The following is a 21,082-nucleotide window of genomic DNA, read 5'->3' as shown; positions in this document are numbered from 1 at the left end:
ACTGTGAGGTTTGTCGACAGGGGGAATTCCGTGGGGTTGTTGGGCGCTTGTCGGACTGCGTTTGGAGTGGCCGCCGTAGCCGCGCTAGTTGGGGGTTGTTCCTCGACGGTTGAGGGTGAAGCGTTCCCGGTCGACACGATCGGAATGTTCGATCCTTGTGCAGTTCTGAGTGACGACGACCTACGGACGGTTGGTGTCGATCCGGGAACTCAGAGGGTTGACCTCGTAGACACTCACATTGATGGATTCAATGTCTGCAGTTGGGACGGCTCATGGTTCTTTCTCGGCCTCACGTCAACCAAGCATTCACTCGAAGATGTAAAGAGCAATACGGCGATCAGAGATATGCGTCGAGGCGAAGCAGGCGGGCGGGAGCTCATGATCTATCAGGAACGTAACGACGACGGGGACTCGGCGTGCAACGTTGCCTTCGCGACTTCTGCAGCCACAGCGATGATCCGTGTTGGAGCAAAATTTGGTGAAGTCAGGCCTGAAACGCCCTGCGCCCTGGTTGAGCGAGCAGCGAAAGTGATCGTTCCATTGATTCCAAAGTCGGGCTGAACCGACACACTGTCAGAGCGTTTGATTGAGAGAAAGAGGAGCCAGTGCAAAATCCTGGGGGCGAATTCGGGCTAGATCCAGATGTGGCTCGACCGATTGTGAAGGCTTGCGAGATTTTGATCGGTGAGTACCAATTATTGGCCAATGATGCGAGGCACCTTAACCAGTTTGACGGTTTCGGCACGTTGGCTTCAGGCCCCGCACTCCAGAAGAAGTTTCAGGACAAGGCCTTTGGCGGTACTGACTCGCTGGTGAATGCACTGGAGAGTCATATTGCGGCAGTCGATGGCATGCGGGCGTATTTCCAGAAGTGCATCGACGACGCGGTGGCGCAAGAGCAGGCGAATGCTGACTCGCTCAGAAATGCTGGTCCACCGACCTGAGTCAGTGGATGTGATCCTGCCAATCAGCGGGGACTCGGCCGGCCGGTCCTGGAACCGGCTGCTCCAGGGGATGTGAAGTGGGCGATGCTAATTCGGGGCCGGCGTAGGCCTCTTGGGTTTCGAAGCTCCAGAACCAATCCTCGCCAGGCTCGAAACTCTGCATAAATGGATGCTTGGTCGCTGCGGCGTGAGTGCTCGCATGCTGAGCAGGGGACGAGTCGCAACATCCAATATGACCGCACTGCGCGCAGCGGCGCAAGTGAACCCACCACCCGTCTACAGCGTCACATTCGACGCACCCTGTACCGCTGGGCGGCACGCTCGGCTCGATACCTACTGGAAGTCCGTCGGTCATGGTTCAGCCCTTCGTTGCATTGACGTTGCGTCATCCATCGTGCGCGCCCAGACTTGCTCGCGCTACTCGGCGTCGTCGAGAGGATCGCGCTCAGGCCCGGAGATGGGCAGCAGAACACGGAATCGGGTATCCCCAGGCTCAGAGGTGACCCGAAGCTCTCCGTGGTGCTTGCCGACCACAATTCGCCACGAAATATCAAGGCCCAGACCGGTTCCCTCACCGACAGGTTTGGTAGTGAAAAACGGCTGAAAGATTCTGTCGATGACGTCGTCGGGGATTCCCGATCCGGTATCGCAGATTTCGATACACACTCGATCGCCGTCCCGACTTGTGCGAATAGTGAGTGTTCCGGACCCGTCCATCGCGGAAACAGCGTTGTCGATCAGGTTGGTCCACACTTGATTGAGTTCACCTGCATACGCGTCGATCGGAGGCAGAGTCCGGTCGTACTCTTTGACGACGGTAATATCCCCGATCTTCTGGCCCAACATGATCAGGGTGCTGTCGAGCAATTCGTGGACGTCGATGGTCTGGAAAGGGGCACGGTCCATCTGCGAATACTGTTTGGCGGCACCGACAAGCGTGGAAATTCGCGTGGTGGAATCAGCGATCTCGTTCATGAGAAGTTCGGATTCTATCGTGTAGTTCAGCCAGCGAATCGCGCCCTCGAGAACCGATTCATCGACTGCCGCAGCAACATTCTCCAGCCAGTCTGTGTCCAAGCCAGCTTGTACGAAGGTCGGCGCAAGATCCCAACCCTCCCGGATTGAATGCTCCTCGAACCATTCGCCCAGGGAGTCTTCGCGATCCGACGCCTCGAGGGGTGTGAGCGTCGGAGCCTTGGCGACTACTTCAGCGACTTCGTCCTGCATATGCATGAGTGTGACGAGCGATTCGTGGTCATAGGCGCCGGTGGCAATCATGCCAAGTTTGCGACGCATTCCAGCGACGCGTTCACGCAGAGATGCAGTTGCCCGAACTGCTGCAGCGGCAGGATTGTTGAGTTCGTGGGTCAAGCCCGCGGAGAGGGATCCGAGTGCGAGAAGCCGTTCGCGTTGATCCATGATCTGGCGGGCGTTCTGATTGCCGAAGAACACACCTTCCAGTAGATGAACTGCCATCGGAAACCACTTGCGCACCACCTCTCCGAACTTGTCGGCATCCAGAACGAAGAACGTCGACGGTTTGGTTACGCGCAGTGACGCTGAATAGATCTGTGGCACAAGGTCTCCGAGATATGACGTCCAACCGCCGGAGTAGACGCCTCGTTGTGACGTCCGCACCATCTCGATGTCTTCGCCGCCGGAGAGCTTCGACATGATCAGCTCGCCCTCGATGAGAACGTAAAAGCATGATGCAGGCTCGCCCTCGAGATAGACCTGACCGCGCTCAATCTCAATGATATGACCGCTCCGGCAGAGTGTTTCGAGCTGTTCGTCGGTAAGTTCCTCGAACAAGAACAGTGTGCGAAGTAGCTCTGGGCTGCACGGTGGAACAGACATCGAATCTCCCTATTGTTGAGCGAGATAGCGGTGGACGAACATCACGGCCATCGCTCCTTCGCCGACAGCCGACGCGACCCGCTTGGCTGATTCGGCATGGACGTCGCCGGCGACAAAGACTCCGGGGACACTGGTTTCGAGGTGGTGGGGTGCGCGGTCGAGTGGCCAACCTTGTGGCGTGACGCCATCGGCGGCAAGGTCGGGGCCGGCGACGATGAATCCGTTACGGTCTCTCACGACTACGTCCTCCAACCAATCCGTCAGTGGGGCAGCGCCGATGAAGATGAACAGCCATTGTGCGTCGACGGTCGATTCTTCGCTAGTTGCTCTGTTCAACAGGGTGATTCGTTCGAGGTGATCGTCGCCTTCAGCTCCGACGACTTCGGTGCAGGCGCGGACGGAGATCTTCGGATTCTTTTCGATCTGCTGAATAAGGTAGTACGACATGGATGCTTCGAGGGACGTACCTCGAATGAGAATGGTGACCGAGCGAGCACCGCGTGAAAGATAGACGGCTGCTTGACCTGCCGAGTTGGCTCCGCCCACGATGTAGACGTCTTGTTCACTGCACCGAGCGGCTTCGGTGACGGCGGATCCGTAGTACACGCCCCTACCGGTGAACGTATCGAGTCCCGGGGCCGAAAGTTGGCGGTAGGAAACACCCGTCGCCAAGATGACCGAATGCGCGTCGACGGACGTGCCGTCGTCGAAACGAACCGTGCGGGCAGAGCCGTTGATTTCGAGACCCGTGACATCGCGGGCAGTGATGACTTCGGCGCCGAACTTTGTTGCCTGCCTACGTGCGCGATCGGCCAACTGAGCTCCCGATACGCCGTCGGGGAATCCTAGATAGTTCTCGATGCGAGAGCTCTGGCCGGCCTGACCGCCGGTGGCACGTCGTTCGATGAGAACTGTTCGTAGTCCTTCTGATGCTCCGTACAGCGCAGCACCTAGTCCGGCTGGCCCACCGCCGATGACAACCAAATCGTAGAAATCTTCGGACAAGGTGGTGCTCAGTCCGAGTTTGTCGGCGAGTTCGGCGTCTGTCGGCTCGACGAGAACATCCCCATTGGGTGCGATGACGATAGGAAGGCTCAATGCGTCGACACCGGCGGCGGAGAGAAGGCGTTGCCCTTCGGGCTCGTCCGACATGTACCACCGATACGCAAGTTGATTGCGCGCCAAGAACTCTCGAACATCGGAGGATCGTCCGGACCAGCGATGGCCGACGACTTTCGTTTCTTCCGCAGGATGGTGACTGGAACTGGCCCAAGCATCGAGGAGAGCGTCGATGACCGGATAGAGCTTCTCTTCCGGCGGATCCCACGGTTTGAGGAGGTAGTGGTCGAGATCGACGACGTTGATGGCGTCGATCGCGGCATCGGTATCTGCGTAGGCAGTGAGTAGGACGCGTCTGGCGACGGGGTAGAGATCCATTGCCTGTTCAAGGAATTCGATTCCGCTCAAACCGGGCATACGGTAGTCCGCAACGATGACAGCGACTGCATCCCCGCGCAGTTTCATTTCTCGAAGCGTTTCGAGATCTTGATCGCCTGATTCGGCACGAATGATCCGGTATTTCTCGCCGTACCGCTTGCGAAGGTCGCGGACAACAGCGCGGGAAACCCCAGGATCGTCGTCGACACTGAGGATCGCTGGTTTGGCCGGTGCTTTCGGTGTGCTCACTCGGTGCCCTCCCGAAGTTGTGGTCAACCACTCCAGTATGCGACTGCCGTGAGCATCGTCAATCGCTGTAGGTGCGCTGGAAGTGAACAGGCCCACGGGACCTGCGATTTTGTCGGTTGCGGGAACCGATCGGGTTGTCGGCGCATCAAATATAGTGAGTCCATATCGAAGGGGGAGCGATGCGAGCATCGAGGGGGGTACTTCGACTGCTGGTAGCGGGGATGTCGGTATGGGCCCTGGCAGGGTGCGGCTCAGCTATGGAGGGGGTAGCTGAGCCCGCATCCGGTCAAGAAGGACTGTTCAATCCGTGTACGGACATTCCGGATTCAGTGATCGGGGGTGTTGGGCTTGATCCGGCGACAGAGGAGGCTGATGTCTTCGGTATTGAGCAGCCTGGGTGGAAGATCTGCAGATGGAGCGCTTCTTGGTATGGACTGTCCATACTTTCGACGCTATACACGATCGAAGACATACAGAAGAATCCGGAATATGTCGACATAGCTGATGTAGAAATCGGAGACCGGAAGGCCATCCAGTACCGGAAAGCGTCGGACGCTGTAGACGAAGGGTGCTACGTAGTCTTCCCAGCTGATCAAGGATCAGTCTGGATACGTGTTCAAACGATAGAGTCGAGGCCGCAAGAATCGGCGTGTGTAGTGGCAATGAGGTCTTCCGCCGATCTCGAAAGTTACTTGCCGCGTTGATATCAGTGCGGTCCGTCGAGTAGTAGAGATCAAACTTCACGATTGAGAATGCGAACGAGGGGAAAAGATGAGTTGGTCGCAGTGGGCTGAAAACGTTGAAGATCCGCGGTTGGCTGTTGATTCCAACGTCGCACGAGATGTGACAGGCGCATGCGACGCTCTGCTGGGGGAGTTCAAATCTATGAAATTGGGATTGAGTGATCTGACGGATGTCTCAGGGATGGGAACCTTGCAATCGGGGATCGACTTGGGGAGGAAGTTTTCATTGAAGGCAGTCGGCGGGTGCGACTCTCTCGAGAAGTCATTGGACAGCCACATCGCAGTCGTCACCGAGATGCGTGACTTCTTCCAGAAATGCGTCGACCGCTACGAGTCCGTCGACGCATCGAATGCAACGACCCTGAGAACGGCTGAGACTCCCAAGTAGGCACAAAAAATCTCGCTGAGTCGGACGGCATCCGACTCAGCGAGACCTTGGAACGATTAGATGGTGGGCAGGGCCTTCAAAGACTTGACCGTGGCGTCTACAGCGCGAGCGGCTTCGGCACCCTTCTTCACGAAATGGGTGCTGAAGTAGTCGACATGCTCAGCGTGCTCGTGGAAATTGTGCGGCGTCAGGACGACAGAGAAGACCGGAACATCGGTGTCCAACTGCACGCGCATCAAACCGTCGATGACGGCCGTCGCAACAAAATCGTGGCGGTAAATTCCACCGTCAACGACGAGGCCTGCAGCAACAATGGCCTGGTAGCGGCCTGTCTGTGCCAAACGGCGAGCGTGCAGCGGGATCTCGAATGCTCCGGGAACCTCAAAGAAATCGACAGAATCGCGGGCGTAACCCAAACCTACGATCTCGTCGGTGAATCCATCGCGTGCACGGTCGACGATGTTGCGATGCCACGTCGCCTGAATGAACGCGATGCGCTGTCCCTGAATTTCACTCATAACGACAAAACTACTGCACTGCCGCGCGTCGTCGCGACAGTTCGTCTCAGTCCTGCTGTCGAGGGAAGGCTGTGGAACGACCCCAACCGGCGTCATTGGTGAGGTGTTCGAGTAGTGGCTGAATCCGGTAGGGAAGTGGGTTGGTGAGCGCGATGGTGGTGGTGGAATGCGTAACGCCCGGCAGGCTGACGATCTGCTCCGCCAACTTCTGCAGGGCAGCGTGGGTGGAGGTAGCGACGCGCACCAGGAGATCTTCACGTCCGGTTGTGGCGTGAATTTCGATGACCTCGGGCAACTCGGCAAGGCTCTTCGCGATCGCGCTGATCTTGCCCTGTTCCAGTTCGAGGCCCACAAACGCCTGGATGGGAATGCCCACTTCGGGGAGATCGAGATTCGGGCGGAATCCGGTGAGAATCCCGCTGGATTCCATGCGCTTCATTCGCGCTTGCACGGTGTTTCGGGCTACGCCCAGAGAGTTGGCCAACTCGGCCACACTCATCCTCGAGTCCTTGCTGAGCAATCCGAGCAACTGGACGTCGAGCTTGTCGATGCTGAGCACTTTGCGAACCTCTTCTTAGTGATGACGGTCACTGAATGATCGAATTGATTAGTTCAAGAGATTTGTATTGACCAAATCGTACCTCAGGAAGAGCATTGGTTTCACGAATCGCTCAGCGGAACCTTCTTTGGTTTTCGATTATCACTGTACCTGCGGTGATTCGCACTCGATCTTATGTCTGCGCCACGAATATCCTTCGGAAAGGTCTATCCCACAATGACTCTCACCGCCGAGCCTGTGAACTCTGTTGCTACCCACAATTCTGACGACAGTGCCGGCGTATTCGACCGCGCAGACTACTTGCGCAACTATCCGCATGAGCAGGTGAGCTTCTTCCAGGATCCGGAGAGTGGGCTCAAGGCGATCGTTGCGATTCACTCCACGACGCTGGGTCCGGCCCTCGGCGGAACTCGTTTCTACCCGTACGCAGACGAATCCGCGGCTGTCACAGATGTTTTGAGGCTCTCGCGCGGTATGACCTACAAGGCGGCCATTGCGGGCGTCGATCTTGGCGGCGGAAAGGCCGTCATCATCGGCGACCCGGCAGCGGTGAAGTCCGAAAAATTGCTCGGCGCCTACGCAAAGTTCGTTCAGACTCTGGGCGGCCGGTACATCACGGCAGGCGACGTCGGAACCAACTCGGACGATCTCGACATCATCGGTCGTGGAACCGACTTTGTGGTGGGCCGCAATGCGAAGGTCGGCGGCTCGGGCGACAGTGCCCCGATGACCGCGCTGGGCGTCTTCCAGTCCATGGTGGCGGCAGCGCAGGCGCACTGGGGTTCGCGGAGTCTCGCGGGCAAGACCGTGGGAGTCGAGGGCACCGGCAAGGTCGGCTACGAGCTCATCAAACTCCTCCTGGCCGACGGCGCGGCAGTACTGGCAACAGATGTGAACGCGGCAGCACTGGACCGTGTGAAGAATGACTTCCCGCAGGTGACGATCGTGGGCAGCGTCATCGACGCTGATCTCGACGTGTACGCACCGTGTGCGATGGGGGCGACGCTCACCGACGCCTCGGCCCGCGCAATCACCGCCGACGTGATCTGCGGCGCAGCCAACAACCAGCTCACAGTACCCGAGGTTGAGGCAATTCTGAGCGAGCGTGGCATCACGTGGGTTCCCGATTATGTGGCAAACGGTGGCGGCCTCATTCAGGTAGCGGGTGAGCTGAAAGACCTTACAGCGCAGCAGGTCAAGGATCAGGTCGAGAAGATTTTCGACACGGTTACAGAGATCTTCGCTAAGGCGAAAGCCGACGGAATTCTGGCCGGCGACGCAGCAGATGCCGTCGCCGAGGCCCGTATTGCACGGGCTGTTGCGTTGCACAAGCAGAACTGATTCCGCGCGCGCAACGTCGGAAACTCGGCCGGTCCCAGCTAGTGTGGACACCAGACAAGCAGATGTGCAGAACTGGAACACACGAGCCGGTAGACCGGCCGTAGTGCGTCGAACGCCCTATCCGCTCCATGTCCGACGCCGGAAGGGCTTTGATGACCGAACAATATGTTGTGTGGACCGAGAATGACACCGAGCACCGTGCGCTCTGGGGTTCCACCAGTGGGGCTCCCGCACCCAAGCGGGTGATGGTCGCCAACGACACCATGAAGGCCGACGACGCCTATCGATTGGCTTGTGAGGGAACAGCTCTCCTCTGGCGTGGCGATTTCCACAACGCGCGCCAACTGTCTCAGGCGATTGCGTCGCGGATCGATCGCAAACCGCGTCGCGGATCGGATGATCCTGCGCAAGCATTTCACCTTCACCGCCAGGGGCAGGGGCGTCGCGCCCAGATTCTCGGCATGCTGTTGATTCCTCTCGACACGGACCTTATGATTCCGCTTCGGCGCGCGCCGGATGCGAAAGAGGCATTCACGGAGGCGTTCGGGGTCACGGGTCAACCGTCGGTCCGCTCACTGCGCGATCTGCTGGGCGCAATCGGTGCCCACGAGTGGAATCGCAAAGGCGTACTGATTCCCGCATTGGATGCGCGGATTCACCCGGCGTTCGGAGTGTTCTCGCCGGTACGCGGTGAGTACATCGATCTGGTGGCAGCTGCGCCACTACCGTCCACCGAGTTGGCTTTCGATATCGGAACCGGCACCGGGGTGCTGGCGGCCGTGCTCGCCCGCCGCGGTGTCAAAGCAATAGTTGCGACAGATCAGGATCCGCGCGCCCTGCAATGCGCACGCACCAACATCGACCGACTTGGGTACAACGATCAGGTGGCGGTAGTGGAAGCTGACCTGTTTCCGGAAGGTGTTGCGCCACTGGTGGTCTGCAATCCTCCTTGGATTCCGGCCAAGGCTACGTCACCGATCGAATACGCGATTTACGATCCAGCCGGCGCAATGCTGAACGGTTTCCTGGCCGGCGTCGGCGATCATCTGGAAGACGGCGGTGAGGCGTGGTTGATTCTCTCCGACATCGCCGAACATCTCGGACTGCGGACGCGGGCGGAACTGCACGCGATGATCGCTGCGGGCGGATTGACGGTGATCGACCGCGTCGACGTCAAACCGACCCATGCCAAAGTGAGTGATCGAACTGACGCCCTCCATGCGGCTCGCGCGCGCGAAACTACCTCGCTGTGGCGACTTCGTCGACGCTGAGGTTCGCTCCGAACCAAGGCATCTCTTCGCCACGAAATGGTAATAAACGAGTAACAAAGCCCGTCTAGTTTTCTCCGCAGCCACACATCGCCACGCAAGTCGGAGGATTCTCGATGGACAACACTCTCGCCCGTACAGCAGCTCAGGATCTGACCAAGGGGCTCGGGCGGCGCGGATTCATGCGCGCCGTCGCGGCGTTGGGTGCCGGTGTCGGGGTGGCCGGGGTTGCATCCGCCTGCTCGCATTCCAATGCGGCCCCACTCGGATCGTCTTCCTCGGCAATGCCGTTCGCCGGTGGAGTGCCGATCCTGCAACCCGGAGGCGGAACGATCAGTGGCGATCACTATCTGAGTTCTGATCCCGCCGACGTGCTCTGGGGATACGTGCCCAACATTCACTCCCGTGAAGTGATGCGGATGCGATCGGGACAAACCGTCACTATCGACGCGTTGTCGCATGAAGGGATTCTCGAGGATCAGGGACGTAATCCGCTCGAATACTTCGGTGGGAAAGGCGTTTCCGAGAAGGACGTGCTCGAAGACGCGATAGCCGTTGCTGCCGAATACAACCGCACCGAGCGAAACTTCGACAAAGACGGTCCGCACGTTGTCACCGGTCCCGTATTCGTCGAAGGTGCGATGCCCGGCGACGTACTCAAGATCGAGACACTCGAAGCAACTCCACGTGTGCCGTACGGTGTTGTCTCGAGCCGGCATGGCAAGGGCGCGCTCGCTATTACCGCCGACGGAAAAGCCCCTGCCGGAATCACTTTGGACGAGGTCATGCCACCTGTCGCCACCGACGGGCGGGCAACAAAAGATCCGATGCAATACGGGGGCGTCTCCACCTTCACCGCAATCGAAGACGGCAACGGTGTTATGCCCTTCGGCGACACAAAGGTTCGCTTTCCGCTCCGCCCGTTCATGGGCATGATGGGAGTGGCCTACTCCTCGGACGAAGACCCGACATCGCCGACGTCCAACTCCATCCCACCGACATTGGGCGGCGGCAACATCGACATCAGGCACCTCGGCGTCGGGTCGACCTTCTACCTCCCGGTCTTTGCCGAAGGTGCACTGTTCTACGTCGGTGATCCGCACATGTCGATGGGTGACGGTGAGGCCGCACTGACGGCAATGGAGGGCTCACTGCGCGGAACCTTCCGACTGAGCGTGTGCAAGAAGGGTTCCGGCGACGCACCATCAGTGGCCTACAACTATCCGTTTGCCGAAACCGACGAGGCCTGGATTCCGATCGGACTATCCGATCCCAACGGTTCGGTCGACGGTCAGAACAGCGATTTGAACGGCGCGATGCGCCGCGCGGTGGTCAACGCACTCGACTTCCTCGAGCATGACCGTGGAATGGATCGAGCAACAGCGTACGCATATCTTTCTGCCGCAGCCGATTTCACTGTCTCGCAGGTGGTAGACCGAACCGTCGGCGTTCACGGCCAAATTTTCAAGTCACACTTCGAATAGGGCGTCTGCAGCGTCAGGACGGATCGTCGAACAGCGTTTGCTGGCTGGGATCGGCGAACAGTTCCATCTGCTCAGGCTGCGGTTTTGCCGGCGGATCCGTCTTGGCGTTGGGCAGCACAGTCAGGCGCAGTGCGCCGCGTAGGCGGTCGACCATGCGTTCCCACATAGTCACCTGAGCTGAGAATCCTGCGGCTTCTTCGGCATCATCACGACTTTGTGCATCGGCGGCTTGGCCTCGCAACTGAATCTGCCATTCGTTGCTGACATGGAGCAACTGCAGGATCAGGTCGCGGTCGCGGCCACAGACATCGGCGACGGCTTCGAGATCGTCGGCGACATCAAGGTCGAGGTGAAGCAGAGTCTCGAGCTCTGGCGGCAAATCCTCGAAGGAAAGTTCTGGCTGCAGCGCGCCTACTTCGCCGTTCTTGTTCGCGAAGAACAGTTCTCCACCGATCCGCGCCGCAAATTCGTCGTCGACGCTCCGCAGGAACGACGTCAACGACGCGCACGTATCGGTGAGGTGTTTAGGAACAAACGGTGAGCCGGCGACTTCGAGGAACACCGACAATCTGTCGTCGATCAAGACGAACTTGATGCGGGACCATTTTCGGTTGAGATCCGCGATGACCTCGGCGGCCCGTGTGCGGTTGCTGATGTCCTGGACGAGGGGTGAGAACAGTTGAACGTCAAGGGAATCCGCGAGTGGGCCGATGAACATGACGGTTGATCCGACACGAATCGGTATGTCGCCGTCGCCGTCACGCTCCGGAAGATTGCCGAGCATGGGAATGAGGGCAAGTGTGACCAGCTCTTTGAGGTGGTCGACGTCGTGTGGCGTGTAGGCCGCGGTGGGATCGAGGATCGGCATTGCGTCGACGGTGGTGATCGACGGATCAAAATCCGGTGTCTGCTGATTGCCGGTGAGATCACTGGACAGGAATGCCGGGTGCTGGACTCCGAACACCGTGCGGAACGCCGCGACGGTCATCGAGGCTAACTGGTCTGCCCAGCTTTGTCGTTTATCGACGCAGAAGGCCGGTGAACTGTTGTCGGTTTCGGGATTCTCGGAGGGCGGAGCCCAGCCGAGGTCGACGAGTGCTTGGAGGCCGGCGTCGTCGAGTGCGAACTTGGGGTGCAGGAAGTTGTTGGAGGGAACCTCGCACCGCACCATGTTGTTGTCCCAGATCAAGAACTGAACACAGGGAGCGCCGCCCTCAGCGGGGTCGAAGGCAGCGACCGCAGACTCGACAGCGAGGACATCGCCGTCGGCCATGATCGAGATGTGATCGGCAAGGCGGGCTTGAAACTCCGTCCAAGCTCGGTTAACACTGAGATCGAGATCGAATCCGTGCACGGCCATCAGTCACCTCCTTCCACAACGCTGAGACCTATACGGTAACGCGAGGGGCCGACAATGTCGGTGTTCGCAGGTCGGCGGTGTAACGCCGATCACGGCCGGTCTGCTTGTCGCTGGCGCGGCTCGTGATGAATAGCCGGTCAGTCTTCGGGTGACAATTCGATAGTCACGACCGGGATTTTCGAGGTAGTCGTGACGGGTGTGACTTTCGGCGTCGTTGTTGTCGGAGCCACTGTGGATTTGGTGGTCGTTCGAGTCGTCGACACAACGGTGCTGGTCACAGGTGCAACGGTGCTGGTCGCAGGTGCAACGGCACTGGTGACAGGAGGTGCTGTCGTGGGAGTCGGGTCTGCTGGTGCGGGGGGCGCAACGTCCACGTTCAAGGGCTGGTTGCGTGGTGCGGTGGTCTCAGCTGCAACGGCCCATGTCGGCGTCGGAGGGATCGCGATGGTCGACACGGCGATGGAACTGTAGAACGCTGCAGGTTCGAAGTCTGCGAGCGAATCGGCAGTGACCGTCGAAACCAGCGCGGGCGGTGTGACGACGGGGCCACTGGCGCCAAAAGCGCCTGCTGCTCCTCCGAAGACGAGACCTGAAGCTACAGAAACACCGGCCACCGTGAGAGTGCCGATCATGACTGTTCTGTCTTTCATGTTCACCTGACCTTCGGGAGCAGTACGTGAGTACTGTAGGCGAAACCGGACACAGGCGGAACAGCGAAAGCGGCTTATCGGGATACCGATAAGTGTGTCGTGCAACACAAAATTGCCGGGAAATGCAGAACCCCGGGCATCGGCGAACGTCGATACCCGGGGCAGATGAGCCGGTGAGACCTAGGCGGGGATGGTCAAAACCTGGCCGGCGTTGATGAGATCCGGGTTGGAAATGCCGTTTGCATCCGCGATGCGCTGGTACTGGTTGCCGTCGCCGTAGAAGCGCTCGGCGATTGCCCAGAGGGTGTCCCCACCCTCGACGGTGTACGTCTGCGCTGCCGGAGCGGCGGGAGCCGGCTCGGGCTCCGGTGCGGCCGCAGGCTCGGGCGTCGGCTCGGTAACCGGAGCTGCCACAGCGGTGTCCGTGGACCACAGGACGCGTCCGCCGGCCGACAGAACGACATTGCGGTCGTCCTGGACGGAGAGTGAAGCGCCCTCGTTGCCTGAGGTCTGCGATGCCCAGACTGCATCCGCGTCCTTGTAGATGACGAAGTTGCCGTCGGCCTGCACGTCCGCGCGGTTGCCGCCCGATCCGTTGGTGCCGGCGGCCCAGACGGCCTGGCCGTTCTCGGAGAGAACAAGGTTGCCGTCGTCCTGCAAGGTGAGGGCGTAGGAACCGTTGTCGGACTTGAGTTCCTGGCCGACTCCGAGACTCTGACCTGACTGCAGTGTGCTCACGCTGTCCCTTTCCAAATCTGTTGCGGTTTTGGTACTGCCACGCTGCACTTTACCTATCAGTTACCTTCTGGTGAGTGGCTGCGTAGGCGGTCCACACTACGTTACTGGAGAGTTCGGTGGTGTGCACAACGGGCAGTAATTCGCATTTCTCTAGCCAATCTTGCTGAAATTTCCTGGTTTTGGCTGGCCAAGGCGGGGTGGCGAGGGGAAGGCCGGTATCTGTTGACATGAACGCGCGGTGAACTCCCGCACTCTCAGTTCATTCTCAGTAATCTTTTGAGGAGGTCTGATCGGACAGCGAGGCCAGGGTCTCGCTGTGCAACACCTGGAGGAGTTCGCGTTCGATAGCCGCAAATTCCGGCGAGGTGATCATGTCCAACTCACGAGGGCGTGGAAGTGCAACGTCGACGACGCGCTTGACCGTCGCCGGTCTGGCCGATAGAACAACAACGCGGTCGGAGAGATAGATCGCCTCACGGATGTCGTGGGTGATCATCAGGACAGTCCACCGATACTGCTGCCACACGCCCTGTAACCAGGACTGCATCTCGGTACGGGTTAACGAGTCGAGAGCCCCGAAAGGTTCGTCCAGCAGAAGCACCGGCTTGCCCTGCACGACGGTGCGCAACATGGCAGCACGCTGACGCATTCCGCCCGACAGTTGTGACGGAGTTGCGTTTTCGAAGCCCGACAAGCCGAAGGCGGAGAACAGTTCACGAGCCATGCTCCGGGCAATCTTCTTGGATACGCCCTGTACTTCGAGGCCGAGCGTTGTGTTGTCGAGTACCGTCCGCCAGGGAAACAGTAGGTCCTTCTGTGGCATGTATGCGGTCAGAACTTCCGATCCGGAATCTGCTGCGCCGACGGTGACTGTTCCCGAGGTCGGTGTTTCGAGACCGGCGAGGACATTGAAGATTGTGCTCTTGCCGCAGCCGCTCGGTCCGATGACGGAGACGAATTCGCCGGGACCAGCATGGAAGGACACGGCATCGAGAACCTGTCGAGACTTCCCACGAGTGGGGAATTCCTTGCTGAGCGAGGCGACGTCGACAATGCGTTCGGGACTCATGCGCGCGCCCTTTCACTCAGCGCCCACGGCGCAACCAGTCGCTCTACAGCGAAGGTCAACAAGTACAGAGTGACGCTGATGAGCGCAGTCACCAGTACCGCGGCTAATACCAGATCTGTACGGAACGAATTCTTCTGCGTACTCATATAGATGCCCAAACCGGAGGTGGCTCCGACGTATTCGGAGAACACCGCACCCACGACGGCGTAGGTGATGCCGATGCGCAAAGCAGTGAAGAAGCGAGGAATCGCCGAGGGCAGGCGGACGTACCGAAACTCCTGCCACCGCGATGCGCCCATGCTTCGTAGCAGTGCGCCGGCGTCTCGATCGGCGGCAGCAAAGCCCTCGATAAGTCCGATCGTCATGGGAAAGAACGTTGCCAAGGCGATCACCAGAATCTTCGGCAGCAGACCGAAACCGAACCAGATGATCATCAGGGGAGCGATGGCGATGATCGGTAAGGTCTGTGAGACGACGAACAACGGCACCAGTGCGCGGGAAAGCCACGGCGAAAAGTCCACGACCACAGCCAGAATCCACGCAAGTACCAATGAGACGGTGAACCCGATGAGGGTCACCTGAAGCGTCGACAATGCATGGCCGGATATCACCTCACGGTGGTCCCAGCCCTGCGACAACACTCGCCATGGCGATGGCAGAACCTGTGGCCGAATGTCACTGACGTCGACATAGATCTGCCAAGCCGCGACAAGCAGGATAACGACGGCGAGCGCGGGTAGCGCTCGCCGTACGACGGATCCCACTCGGCCGGCCATATCAGGGCGCGGCGAGATACTCATTGGTGAAATACTCCGACCAACTCGGCTCCTGGGTCAGCTTTTTGCCATCCGGGCCCGCCAGAAGTCCGTTGTCGAAGAGGAAACCCGAGTAACCGGACCAGGTTTCGAGGTTCTGCCGCCCGACAACACCGTCGGCGTCCTTCATGAAGTCTGCCGCCAGCATCCGCTGACTGTCCCGCACGAGGTCCTCGTCGGTGAAGGCGCCGGGGTTGGCGTCGATCAGATCCTGGGCAGCGCGATCGGGATCGTCGGCGGCCGTTTGATATCCACGCTGAACAGCCTGGACGAACTTGGCGGCCTCGTCAGGGTGATCTTTCAGCCACTTCTGATTACCGTTGATCACAATGGAATACGCGTCGGGGAATCCGTAATCCGTGTACTGGAAGTAGCGCATCGGAGTTCCGTTGCGTTCGGCCTCGAGGCCTTCCCAGGCGAAATATGACACCGTGAAATCGGCCTTTCCGGAGTACACCGCTTCGTAGGCAGATGTTCCTAATGCGACCGTTGTGAAGTTACCGGTGCCGCCGTCGTTGCGAATCACCTGCTGCAGTGTCTCGACCTCGCCGGGATCGCCGAAACCGGCGTAGATCTTTCCGTCGAGATCACGCGGACGAGTGATGTCCGTGCGATCGGCTTTGACGCCGATTCCGGTGGCGCGGTGCTGAAGTGGTGCGATGACAGCGGTAGTTTCGGCACCGGCCGCGTGTGCGAACGTGGCTTGGCTCTGGGTACTTATCCCGAACTCGGCATTGCCGGCATCCACCAAGGTATCGGGGGAGGTGTTGTTGTACGGGAGAATCGACACGTCGAGGCCGGCGTCCGCAAAGTAACCTTCCTGGATCGCGACGTACAGTCCGGTGTGGTTGGTGTTGGGCGTCCAGTCGAGCGCAAACCGAATGCCGTCGGATGATTCTGTGCCACTGGAACATCCGCTGATCACAGTCATTGCGGCGGCGATCGCGGCTGTTGTTGCCAGTGCGCGGCGCAACAACCTCATGACGCGGGCCAGTGCTGTTGATTCAGCGCCGAATCCCAGAACATCAACTCGTACCGGCTCGCGATGCGGAACGCTTCGCTCATCGCGGCGCGATCGGCTTCGGTAGAGGATTCAGCGGCTGCGTCCACGAGCGCCCGAGCTTGTGCGACGGACTCGTGGAACTCCGGAGCGTCGTAGGTGGTGACCCACTGCGCGTACGGATGTGACGGATCGGCGTCGAGTACCTCTCGTGCCGACGCAGCCAGAGCGCGCCCGACTTCGGCGTAGATCCAGAAGCAGGGGAGTACCGCTGCCGCGGAGACCGGATAGGGCGCCGTGGCTGCAGTCGCGATCAGATAAGACACATATCCCAAGCAGGCTTGCGAATGCTCGGACCGACCGGTTGATTCCGGTAGGACGCCACCAGTGAGCATGCCCTCGTGTAGCGCCGCTTCGATGGAGACGGCGGTGGACGCCGAGTTGGCCCAGAATCCGGCGGCCTGCGCATCCGGTGCATGAGCAGAAACCAGGGACAGCGCCTTGGAATATCCGTCGAGGTAGAGCTGGTCTTGCTCGATGTACCGTCGGAAAGCGTCGAGCGGGAGGGTTCCGTCGCCGAGTCGACGCAGGAACTCGAGTGAGTCGATCGATGCGCGCAGTGTCGTGATTTCAACCCAGAGTTTGTCGGTGAAACGACCCGAATCGTCGAGCGACGCCGTGTTTTCGGCAGAACTGTATGCAGGCTGTGTAGTAGCCATGACATCCCTTCGTCAGCATTACCTGATCAGGTTCCCGGGTGTGTTCTCAGCCCCGCCCATGCGGAGCACCCCGTGTCAGAACAAGGCGACCATAACACCGTCGGAACTGTTGGTCCGTCCCCACCTGCCGGAAATTGGTAGATTTGGAGCAGTTTGTTCTCAGGTGAGGTCGTGAGGAGACTGCGGCATGGAGACTGATATTCGACCGGAGCAGACAGACGACAACACCGTGGTCGTGCGAACGCCGGACGGTGACGTCCGGGGATATGCCGATGGTTCGGTTTTTGTGTGGAAGGGAATGCCTTACGCGGCCGCTCCGACCGGTGAGCACCGCTTCCGGGCGCCACGCCCACCGCAACCGTGGGATGGCATCCGAGATTGCCATGCATTCGGCCCGATCGCGCCGCAAGGGCAAAGCCCGGCGGTTCCGATCGATCGCGCCTTTGTCGTCGACGAGGACTGCCTGTCGATCAATGTGTGGGCCCCACGCCCTGACGGCACACCGCGGCCGGTGATGGTGTGGATACACGGGGGTGCGTACTGCCTGGGTTCGGCAGCCCAGACGATTTACGACGGACGGCACCTGGCGGAGACGGGCGACGTTGTCATCGTCTCGTTCAACTATCGCGTCGGCGCGCTCGGATTTCTGGATCTGTCTTCCTTTTCGACGCCCGATGTGGTGTTCGAGTCGAATTGTGGTTTGCGAGACCAGATTGCGGCGCTTCGGTGGGTTCGTGATCACATCGACGCGTTCGGTGGAGATGCGGATGAGGTGACGGTATTCGGTGAGTCCTCGGGCGCGGGTTCGATCACGACGCTGATGACGTGCCCGAGTGCCGAAGGGCTGTTTCATCGGGCAATCGCGCAAAGTCCTCCGGCCACATCGGTTTACGGCCGCGAGCGTGCAAAGTCGGTGGCGAGTCGCTTTCTCGAGCTGATGTCGACACCTGTCGACGACGTCGGCGCGCTCATCACGGCGGACCTCGATTTGATCATCAAGGCCGGCGACGAGTTGGTCAACGAAGTCCCGACTCGGATGCCGGGAACCCTGGCGATGGCGCCGGTGGTGGATCGGGATCTGGTGCCGCACTATCCCGTTGCAGCGTTTCAGAAGGGGTACGCCCATAGGATTCCGTTGATCATCGGCTCCAACAAGGACGAGGCGTCGATCTTCAAGTTCATGAAGTCGCCGCTGATGCCGGTGAGTGCGCAGTCGGTGGAGGCGATGCTCCAAGCGTTGGCCGACGATCATCCGGACATCTCGCCGACGCGATTGGCCGAGATCATGTCGGTATACCCGGATCACACCAAACCGAGTGGTGCGCTGGCGCTTTCGCGTGACGCGGCGTTTCGGATGCCGACGCTGTGGATTGCCGACGCGCACTGCCGACACTCGCCGACGTGGGTGTATCGGTTCGATCATGCAACTCCGATGCTGAAGGCTGCTCGGATCGGTGCGGGGCATGCTACCGAATTACCGTATGTATTCGGCAATTTCGGTACTTTGAATGTCGACCCGACATTCTGGTTGGGTGGCCGCAAGGCTGCTCTGGAGGTTGCCGGCCGCATCCAGCGTCGGTGGCTCGCATTTGCCAGACACGCCGTTCCGGCGGCACTCGACGGCTCCAAACATTGGGCGCCGTACGAGGAAGAGAAGCGATCGACTTTGTTGATCGATACGACGGATTCGCTTGTCCACGATCCGGATCAGGGCTTGCGCACGGCCTGGGGCAATGACGTGATGGGATTTCACTAGCGATCGAGTTCGCGCAGCACCGGAAGGGCAGTGCACACCATGGCGATGACAACAATCGGAATTGACAGAGCGACAAAGGTTGCCGAGATGCCGAACTGATCGAGAAACGGGCCGACCAGCAAGTATCCGAGCGGTCCGGCGGCGTAGGCCGTCGACGTCATCACGCCGACAACACGTCCGCGCATGTGCTCCGGGCTTCGCGATTGCATGGCGTAGTTCGCGATCGGGCCCACCGGGCCGTACACCAGGCCTTGCAGGCCTGCCAGCACCAGGATCACCCAGAGTGGAGGCAGCAGCGCCATCGCCAGCATCGCGATACCGAGTACTCCGATGGCACAGATCATGATCAAACGACGAGACATCAGGGGTGCGAGCGGAGCGTAGGCGAGGGCTCCCACAATCCCACCGACAGCCAAAGCCATCAGAACCGAACCGAGTTGCGCGGGTTGATCGAGTTCGGTGAAGTAGACCGGAAAGACGACGCTTTCCACGGGCATGTACAGCGCCACTACCGCCATGTCGACCAGGGCCAGGGTTCGCAGAATCTTGTTGTTCCACACGAACTTCAGGCCGTCGAGTGTGCCGTGCCAGATCGACGCCGGGCGCGCGTCCTGCTCGGGTGTTCCGGCGTCGGCCAGGCGGATGAAGGCAACGACCACTATCGAGAACACAAATCCGGCGGCAGTGATCCAGAGTGTCGTGACAGCGCCGATCATCGCGATCAGGACTCCGCCGACTCCGGGCCCGATCAGATAGGCGACGTTGTAGTTGGCCTCGTAGAGGCTGTTGGTCCGATCGAGTTTCCAGCCGGCCGCGCGAGTAGCCGCCGGCAACATCGATTCTCGGGCCGCCATGCCTGCCGGATCGAACGTGGCCCCGAGAGCAGCCAGGGCGGCAATCAACGGAACGCTCAGGCCGGTGGTAACGGCGAAGAGTGGAATTGCCGACGCCGATACCGCGGACAATGCGTCGGAGACCATCGAGGTGCGTCGTCGGCCGAATCTGTCGACAAAGGTTCCGGAGAACAGGCTCGCGACGAGTAGGGGCACAGCTGCCGCCCCGGCAACGATGGCTGCGTCGGAGGCGCGTCCGGTGCGTTCGAGGACCAACCACGGGATCACCACGATGGAGATGCCGTTTCCGATCCCGGAGAACAGCGTCGCGAGGTTGATCAAAACCAGCGGAAGGTAGCGAGCGCGGCCCGGTGCGCCCGTGGGCCGTCGACGAGGTGTGACGGGCACGGGCATTCCTTCCGTTTCAGGCAGATGACTGTCCTGGTTACCTCTGGGACAACCTCAGTCCTGTAGTAGTGCCTGAAATTCCGGATTTTGTGCGACAAACTTCTCGACGTAGGAGCAGGAGGGGACGATTTTCTTCTGGTCGGCTTGTGTTTGGTGGAGTGCCTCGCGCACAACGACGGCTGCGAGGCCGCGACCCCGGAACTCTGGGTAGGTCACGGTGTGATGGAAGTCGCGCACACCGTTCGACTCGCTGTACTCGGCAAACCCTGCGAGTTCGTTATCGGAGTAGACGTCGAAGCGACTTTCTTCGACATTGTGGACGACTTTGTCGGTCATGAGTGACTCCAGTTCCCTCGGGGCAGCATGTGATCTGCCCAGTCTGTGCTCTGCCCGAAACGGTACTCGGAGTCAAACCTGGAACCAGTGCCGGACTCGCGCTGATTTGTCTGATTGCTACAAACCAATTTGGACATCTGTTCAAAGGTTCTGCTGTACGCGTTCGAGGGTTGGGAAAATAGCCTGTACTAGTGCTTTTCACGCATTGGCGGAATCGAAACCTGTCGCTGCGCATTGTTTGCTACCGTAATGATCCCAAAGTGTGAGAACAGGTAGAAAGTTTTTTTCTCCACCGGTGAGTCGTACCTGAGGATCGGACGAAAGCCGACATATTGCAGGTCAGGGAACTGGCGCGAGAGACAATAATTGTCGTCGATATGACGGAAAGTTGCCCAGATCGGGATTTCTCGACGAATCGTTTCATCAGAGGTAACCCAAACGGCGCTTCTGGGGGTTAGCGTGTCAATCGTCGGGGACAAACGAAGCGTTACAAATTCGCCGGAAGAAATTTGCCGGGTAACAGTTCAGCGGTTCGTGAACACATCGTCGTCGAACACTTCGAGGAAGGAACGCACATGATTTTCGGGCAGCGTGAGTCGAACAGTTACTT

At 59.6% G+C, this 21,082-nt stretch carries 22 protein-coding genes and 1 riboswitch; of the genes, 9 read left to right on the top strand and 13 right to left on the bottom strand.

The window, feature by feature from the left end; translation table 11 throughout:
* The first annotated feature begins 3 nt into the window (after positions 1-3).
* Both QM600_RS13875 and QM600_RS13870 read left to right on the top strand, forming a co-directional pair.
* Positions 4-561 (top strand): DUF3558 family protein, encoded by a 558-nt coding sequence (locus QM600_RS13875; protein WP_349307260.1) that lies wholly within the window; start codon positions 4-6, stop codon positions 559-561.
* A 44-nt stretch (positions 562-605) separates the two neighbouring features.
* A complete protein-coding gene (locus tag QM600_RS13870) occupies positions 606-944 on the top strand; it encodes a hypothetical protein (protein WP_283262043.1) in 339 nt (112 codons plus the stop codon).
* Between the two features lies 1 nt (position 945).
* On the opposite strand, the gene QM600_RS13865 is transcribed toward QM600_RS13870, so the two are convergent.
* The 3 genes from QM600_RS13865 to QM600_RS13855 form a co-directional block, all read right to left on the bottom strand.
* On the bottom strand, positions 946-1,299 hold the full coding sequence (locus QM600_RS13865) for a UBP-type zinc finger domain-containing protein (RefSeq protein WP_283262041.1): 354 nt from the start codon (positions 1,297-1,299) through the stop codon (positions 946-948).
* A 62-nt stretch (positions 1,300-1,361) separates the two neighbouring features.
* Entirely contained in the window at positions 1,362-2,801 is a 1,440-nt protein-coding gene (locus QM600_RS13860) for an ATP-binding protein (protein WP_283262040.1), read from the bottom strand.
* Between the two features lie 9 nt (positions 2,802-2,810).
* A complete protein-coding gene (locus QM600_RS13855; RefSeq protein WP_283262038.1) occupies positions 2,811-4,487 on the bottom strand; it encodes an NAD(P)/FAD-dependent oxidoreductase in 1,677 nt (558 codons plus the stop codon).
* 179 nt (positions 4,488-4,666) lie between these two features.
* On the opposite strand from QM600_RS13855, the gene QM600_RS29885 reads away from it, so the two are divergent.
* Both QM600_RS29885 and QM600_RS13850 read left to right on the top strand, forming a co-directional pair.
* Positions 4,667-5,191, top strand: coding sequence for a DUF3558 domain-containing protein (locus QM600_RS29885; RefSeq protein WP_502942972.1), 525 nt, complete (start codon positions 4,667-4,669; stop codon positions 5,189-5,191).
* A 67-nt stretch (positions 5,192-5,258) separates the two neighbouring features.
* Complete coding sequence (locus QM600_RS13850; protein WP_283262037.1) at positions 5,259-5,618, top strand: hypothetical protein; 360 nt, start codon at positions 5,259-5,261, stop codon at positions 5,616-5,618.
* Between the two features lie 56 nt (positions 5,619-5,674).
* Here the strand turns inward: QM600_RS13850 and QM600_RS13845 are convergent, their stop codons facing one another.
* Positions 5,675-6,136 (bottom strand): 6,7-dimethyl-8-ribityllumazine synthase, encoded by a 462-nt coding sequence (locus tag QM600_RS13845; RefSeq protein WP_283262036.1) that lies wholly within the window; start codon positions 6,134-6,136, stop codon positions 5,675-5,677.
* A 46-nt stretch (positions 6,137-6,182) separates the two neighbouring features.
* Complete coding sequence (locus QM600_RS13840; RefSeq protein ID WP_283262035.1) at positions 6,183-6,695, bottom strand: Lrp/AsnC family transcriptional regulator; 513 nt, start codon at positions 6,693-6,695, stop codon at positions 6,183-6,185.
* Between the two features lie 216 nt (positions 6,696-6,911).
* Between QM600_RS13840 and QM600_RS13835 the strand changes: the two genes are divergently transcribed.
* From QM600_RS13835 to QM600_RS13825, 3 genes are all read left to right on the top strand, one after another.
* A complete protein-coding gene (locus tag QM600_RS13835) occupies positions 6,912-8,036 on the top strand; it encodes a Glu/Leu/Phe/Val family dehydrogenase (protein ID WP_283262034.1) in 1,125 nt (374 codons plus the stop codon).
* A 152-nt stretch (positions 8,037-8,188) separates the two neighbouring features.
* Positions 8,189-9,307: a methyltransferase gene (locus QM600_RS13830; RefSeq protein WP_283262033.1), complete on the top strand. Its 1,119-nt coding sequence runs from the start codon at positions 8,189-8,191 to the stop codon at positions 9,305-9,307.
* A gap of 113 nt (positions 9,308-9,420) precedes the next feature.
* The gene (locus tag QM600_RS13825) at positions 9,421-10,788 is read left to right on the top strand and encodes an acetamidase/formamidase family protein (protein ID WP_283262032.1); all 1,368 of its coding nucleotides are present in this window, start codon (positions 9,421-9,423) and stop codon (positions 10,786-10,788) included.
* Between the two features lie 13 nt (positions 10,789-10,801).
* Here the strand turns inward: QM600_RS13825 and QM600_RS13820 are convergent, their stop codons facing one another.
* On the bottom strand, positions 10,802-12,148 hold the full coding sequence (locus tag QM600_RS13820; RefSeq protein ID WP_283262031.1) for a T3SS (YopN, CesT) and YbjN peptide-binding chaperone 1: 1,347 nt from the start codon (positions 12,146-12,148) through the stop codon (positions 10,802-10,804).
* Between the two features lie 189 nt (positions 12,149-12,337).
* On the opposite strand from QM600_RS13820, the gene QM600_RS13815 reads away from it, so the two are divergent.
* Positions 12,338-12,619 carry a hypothetical protein gene (locus tag QM600_RS13815; RefSeq protein ID WP_283262030.1) on the top strand — a complete coding sequence of 94 codons (282 nt, stop codon included), beginning with the start codon at positions 12,338-12,340 and terminating at the stop codon, positions 12,617-12,619.
* A 359-nt stretch (positions 12,620-12,978) separates the two neighbouring features.
* Here QM600_RS13815 and QM600_RS13810 read toward each other — a convergent pair whose 3' ends face one another.
* From QM600_RS13810 to QM600_RS13790, 5 genes are all read right to left on the bottom strand, one after another.
* Positions 12,979-13,536: a LysM peptidoglycan-binding domain-containing protein gene (locus tag QM600_RS13810; RefSeq protein WP_283262029.1), complete on the bottom strand. Its 558-nt coding sequence runs from the start codon at positions 13,534-13,536 to the stop codon at positions 12,979-12,981.
* A gap of 265 nt (positions 13,537-13,801) precedes the next feature.
* On the bottom strand, positions 13,802-14,605 hold the full coding sequence (locus QM600_RS13805; protein WP_283262028.1) for an ABC transporter ATP-binding protein: 804 nt from the start codon (positions 14,603-14,605) through the stop codon (positions 13,802-13,804).
* Positions 14,602-15,405, bottom strand: coding sequence for an ABC transporter permease (locus tag QM600_RS13800; RefSeq protein WP_283262027.1), 804 nt, complete (start codon positions 15,403-15,405; stop codon positions 14,602-14,604). Before QM600_RS13800 ends, QM600_RS13805 begins: the two co-directional genes overlap by 4 nt.
* Positions 15,383-16,351 carry an ABC transporter substrate-binding protein gene (locus QM600_RS13795; RefSeq protein ID WP_502942975.1) on the bottom strand — a complete coding sequence of 323 codons (969 nt, stop codon included), beginning with the start codon at positions 16,349-16,351 and terminating at the stop codon, positions 15,383-15,385. The genes QM600_RS13800 and QM600_RS13795 overlap by 23 nt, the downstream gene beginning before the upstream one ends.
* Before the next feature lie 47 nt (positions 16,352-16,398).
* On the bottom strand, positions 16,399-17,139 hold the full coding sequence (locus QM600_RS13790; protein ID WP_283262024.1) for a TenA family protein: 741 nt from the start codon (positions 17,137-17,139) through the stop codon (positions 16,399-16,401).
* Positions 17,127-17,222, bottom strand: a riboswitch (TPP riboswitch). (Overlaps the previous gene by 13 nt.)
* A 104-nt stretch (positions 17,223-17,326) precedes the next feature.
* Here QM600_RS13790 and QM600_RS13785 point away from each other — a divergent pair.
* Positions 17,327-18,895 carry a carboxylesterase/lipase family protein gene (locus QM600_RS13785; RefSeq protein WP_283262023.1) on the top strand — a complete coding sequence of 523 codons (1,569 nt, stop codon included), beginning with the start codon at positions 17,327-17,329 and terminating at the stop codon, positions 18,893-18,895.
* Here QM600_RS13785 and QM600_RS13780 read toward each other — a convergent pair.
* Positions 18,892-20,142, bottom strand: coding sequence for an MFS transporter (locus QM600_RS13780; protein ID WP_502942971.1), 1,251 nt, complete (start codon positions 20,140-20,142; stop codon positions 18,892-18,894). The two genes, QM600_RS13785 and QM600_RS13780, sit on opposite strands and share 4 nt — an antisense overlap.
* Positions 20,143-20,190: 48 nt before the next feature.
* Complete coding sequence (locus QM600_RS13775; protein WP_283262021.1) at positions 20,191-20,472, bottom strand: GNAT family N-acetyltransferase; 282 nt, start codon at positions 20,470-20,472, stop codon at positions 20,191-20,193.
* Between the last annotated feature and the right edge of the window lie 610 nt (positions 20,473-21,082).

Origin of the sequence: Rhodococcus sp. IEGM 1379 (assembly GCF_030056815.1) — a bacterium.
Lineage (GTDB): Bacteria > Actinomycetota > Actinomycetes > Mycobacteriales > Mycobacteriaceae > Rhodococcus_F.
The sequence above is the reverse complement of the archived record's forward strand: the minus strand, read 5'-3'. Positions and strand labels throughout refer to the sequence as shown.

What these genes read in the sequence shown, in the direction of transcription:
- QM600_RS13865 (WP_283262041.1), bottom strand. Translation starts at nt 1,299, where the DNA reads ATGACCGACGGACTTCCAGTAGGTATCGAGCCGAGCGTGCCGCCCAGC.
- QM600_RS13860 (WP_283262040.1), bottom strand. Translation starts at nt 2,801, where the DNA reads ATGTCTGTTCCACCGTGCAGCCCAGAGCTACTTCGCACACTGTTCTTG.
- QM600_RS29885 (WP_502942972.1), top strand. Translation starts at nt 4,667, where the DNA reads ATGCGAGCATCGAGGGGGGTACTTCGACTGCTGGTAGCGGGGATGTCG.
- QM600_RS13850 (WP_283262037.1), top strand. Translation starts at nt 5,259, where the DNA reads ATGAGTTGGTCGCAGTGGGCTGAAAACGTTGAAGATCCGCGGTTGGCT.
- QM600_RS13845 (WP_283262036.1), bottom strand. Translation starts at nt 6,136, where the DNA reads ATGAGTGAAATTCAGGGACAGCGCATCGCGTTCATTCAGGCGACGTGG.
- QM600_RS13835 (WP_283262034.1), top strand. Translation starts at nt 6,912, where the DNA reads ATGACTCTCACCGCCGAGCCTGTGAACTCTGTTGCTACCCACAATTCT.
- QM600_RS13830 (WP_283262033.1), top strand. Translation starts at nt 8,189, where the DNA reads ATGACCGAACAATATGTTGTGTGGACCGAGAATGACACCGAGCACCGT.
- QM600_RS13825 (WP_283262032.1), top strand. Translation starts at nt 9,421, where the DNA reads ATGGACAACACTCTCGCCCGTACAGCAGCTCAGGATCTGACCAAGGGG.
- QM600_RS13820 (WP_283262031.1), bottom strand. Translation starts at nt 12,148, where the DNA reads ATGGCCGTGCACGGATTCGATCTCGATCTCAGTGTTAACCGAGCTTGG.
- QM600_RS13805 (WP_283262028.1), bottom strand. Translation starts at nt 14,605, where the DNA reads ATGAGTCCCGAACGCATTGTCGACGTCGCCTCGCTCAGCAAGGAATTC.
- QM600_RS13800 (WP_283262027.1), bottom strand. Translation starts at nt 15,405, where the DNA reads ATGAGTATCTCGCCGCGCCCTGATATGGCCGGCCGAGTGGGATCCGTC.
- QM600_RS13795 (WP_502942975.1), bottom strand. Translation starts at nt 16,351, where the DNA reads ATGACTGTGATCAGCGGATGTTCCAGTGGCACAGAATCATCCGACGGC.
- QM600_RS13790 (WP_283262024.1), bottom strand. Translation starts at nt 17,139, where the DNA reads ATGGCTACTACACAGCCTGCATACAGTTCTGCCGAAAACACGGCGTCG.
- QM600_RS13785 (WP_283262023.1), top strand. Translation starts at nt 17,327, where the DNA reads ATGGAGACTGATATTCGACCGGAGCAGACAGACGACAACACCGTGGTC.
- QM600_RS13780 (WP_502942971.1), bottom strand. Translation starts at nt 20,142, where the DNA reads ATGCCCGTGCCCGTCACACCTCGTCGACGGCCCACGGGCGCACCGGGC.
- QM600_RS13775 (WP_283262021.1), bottom strand. Translation starts at nt 20,472, where the DNA reads ATGACCGACAAAGTCGTCCACAATGTCGAAGAAAGTCGCTTCGACGTC.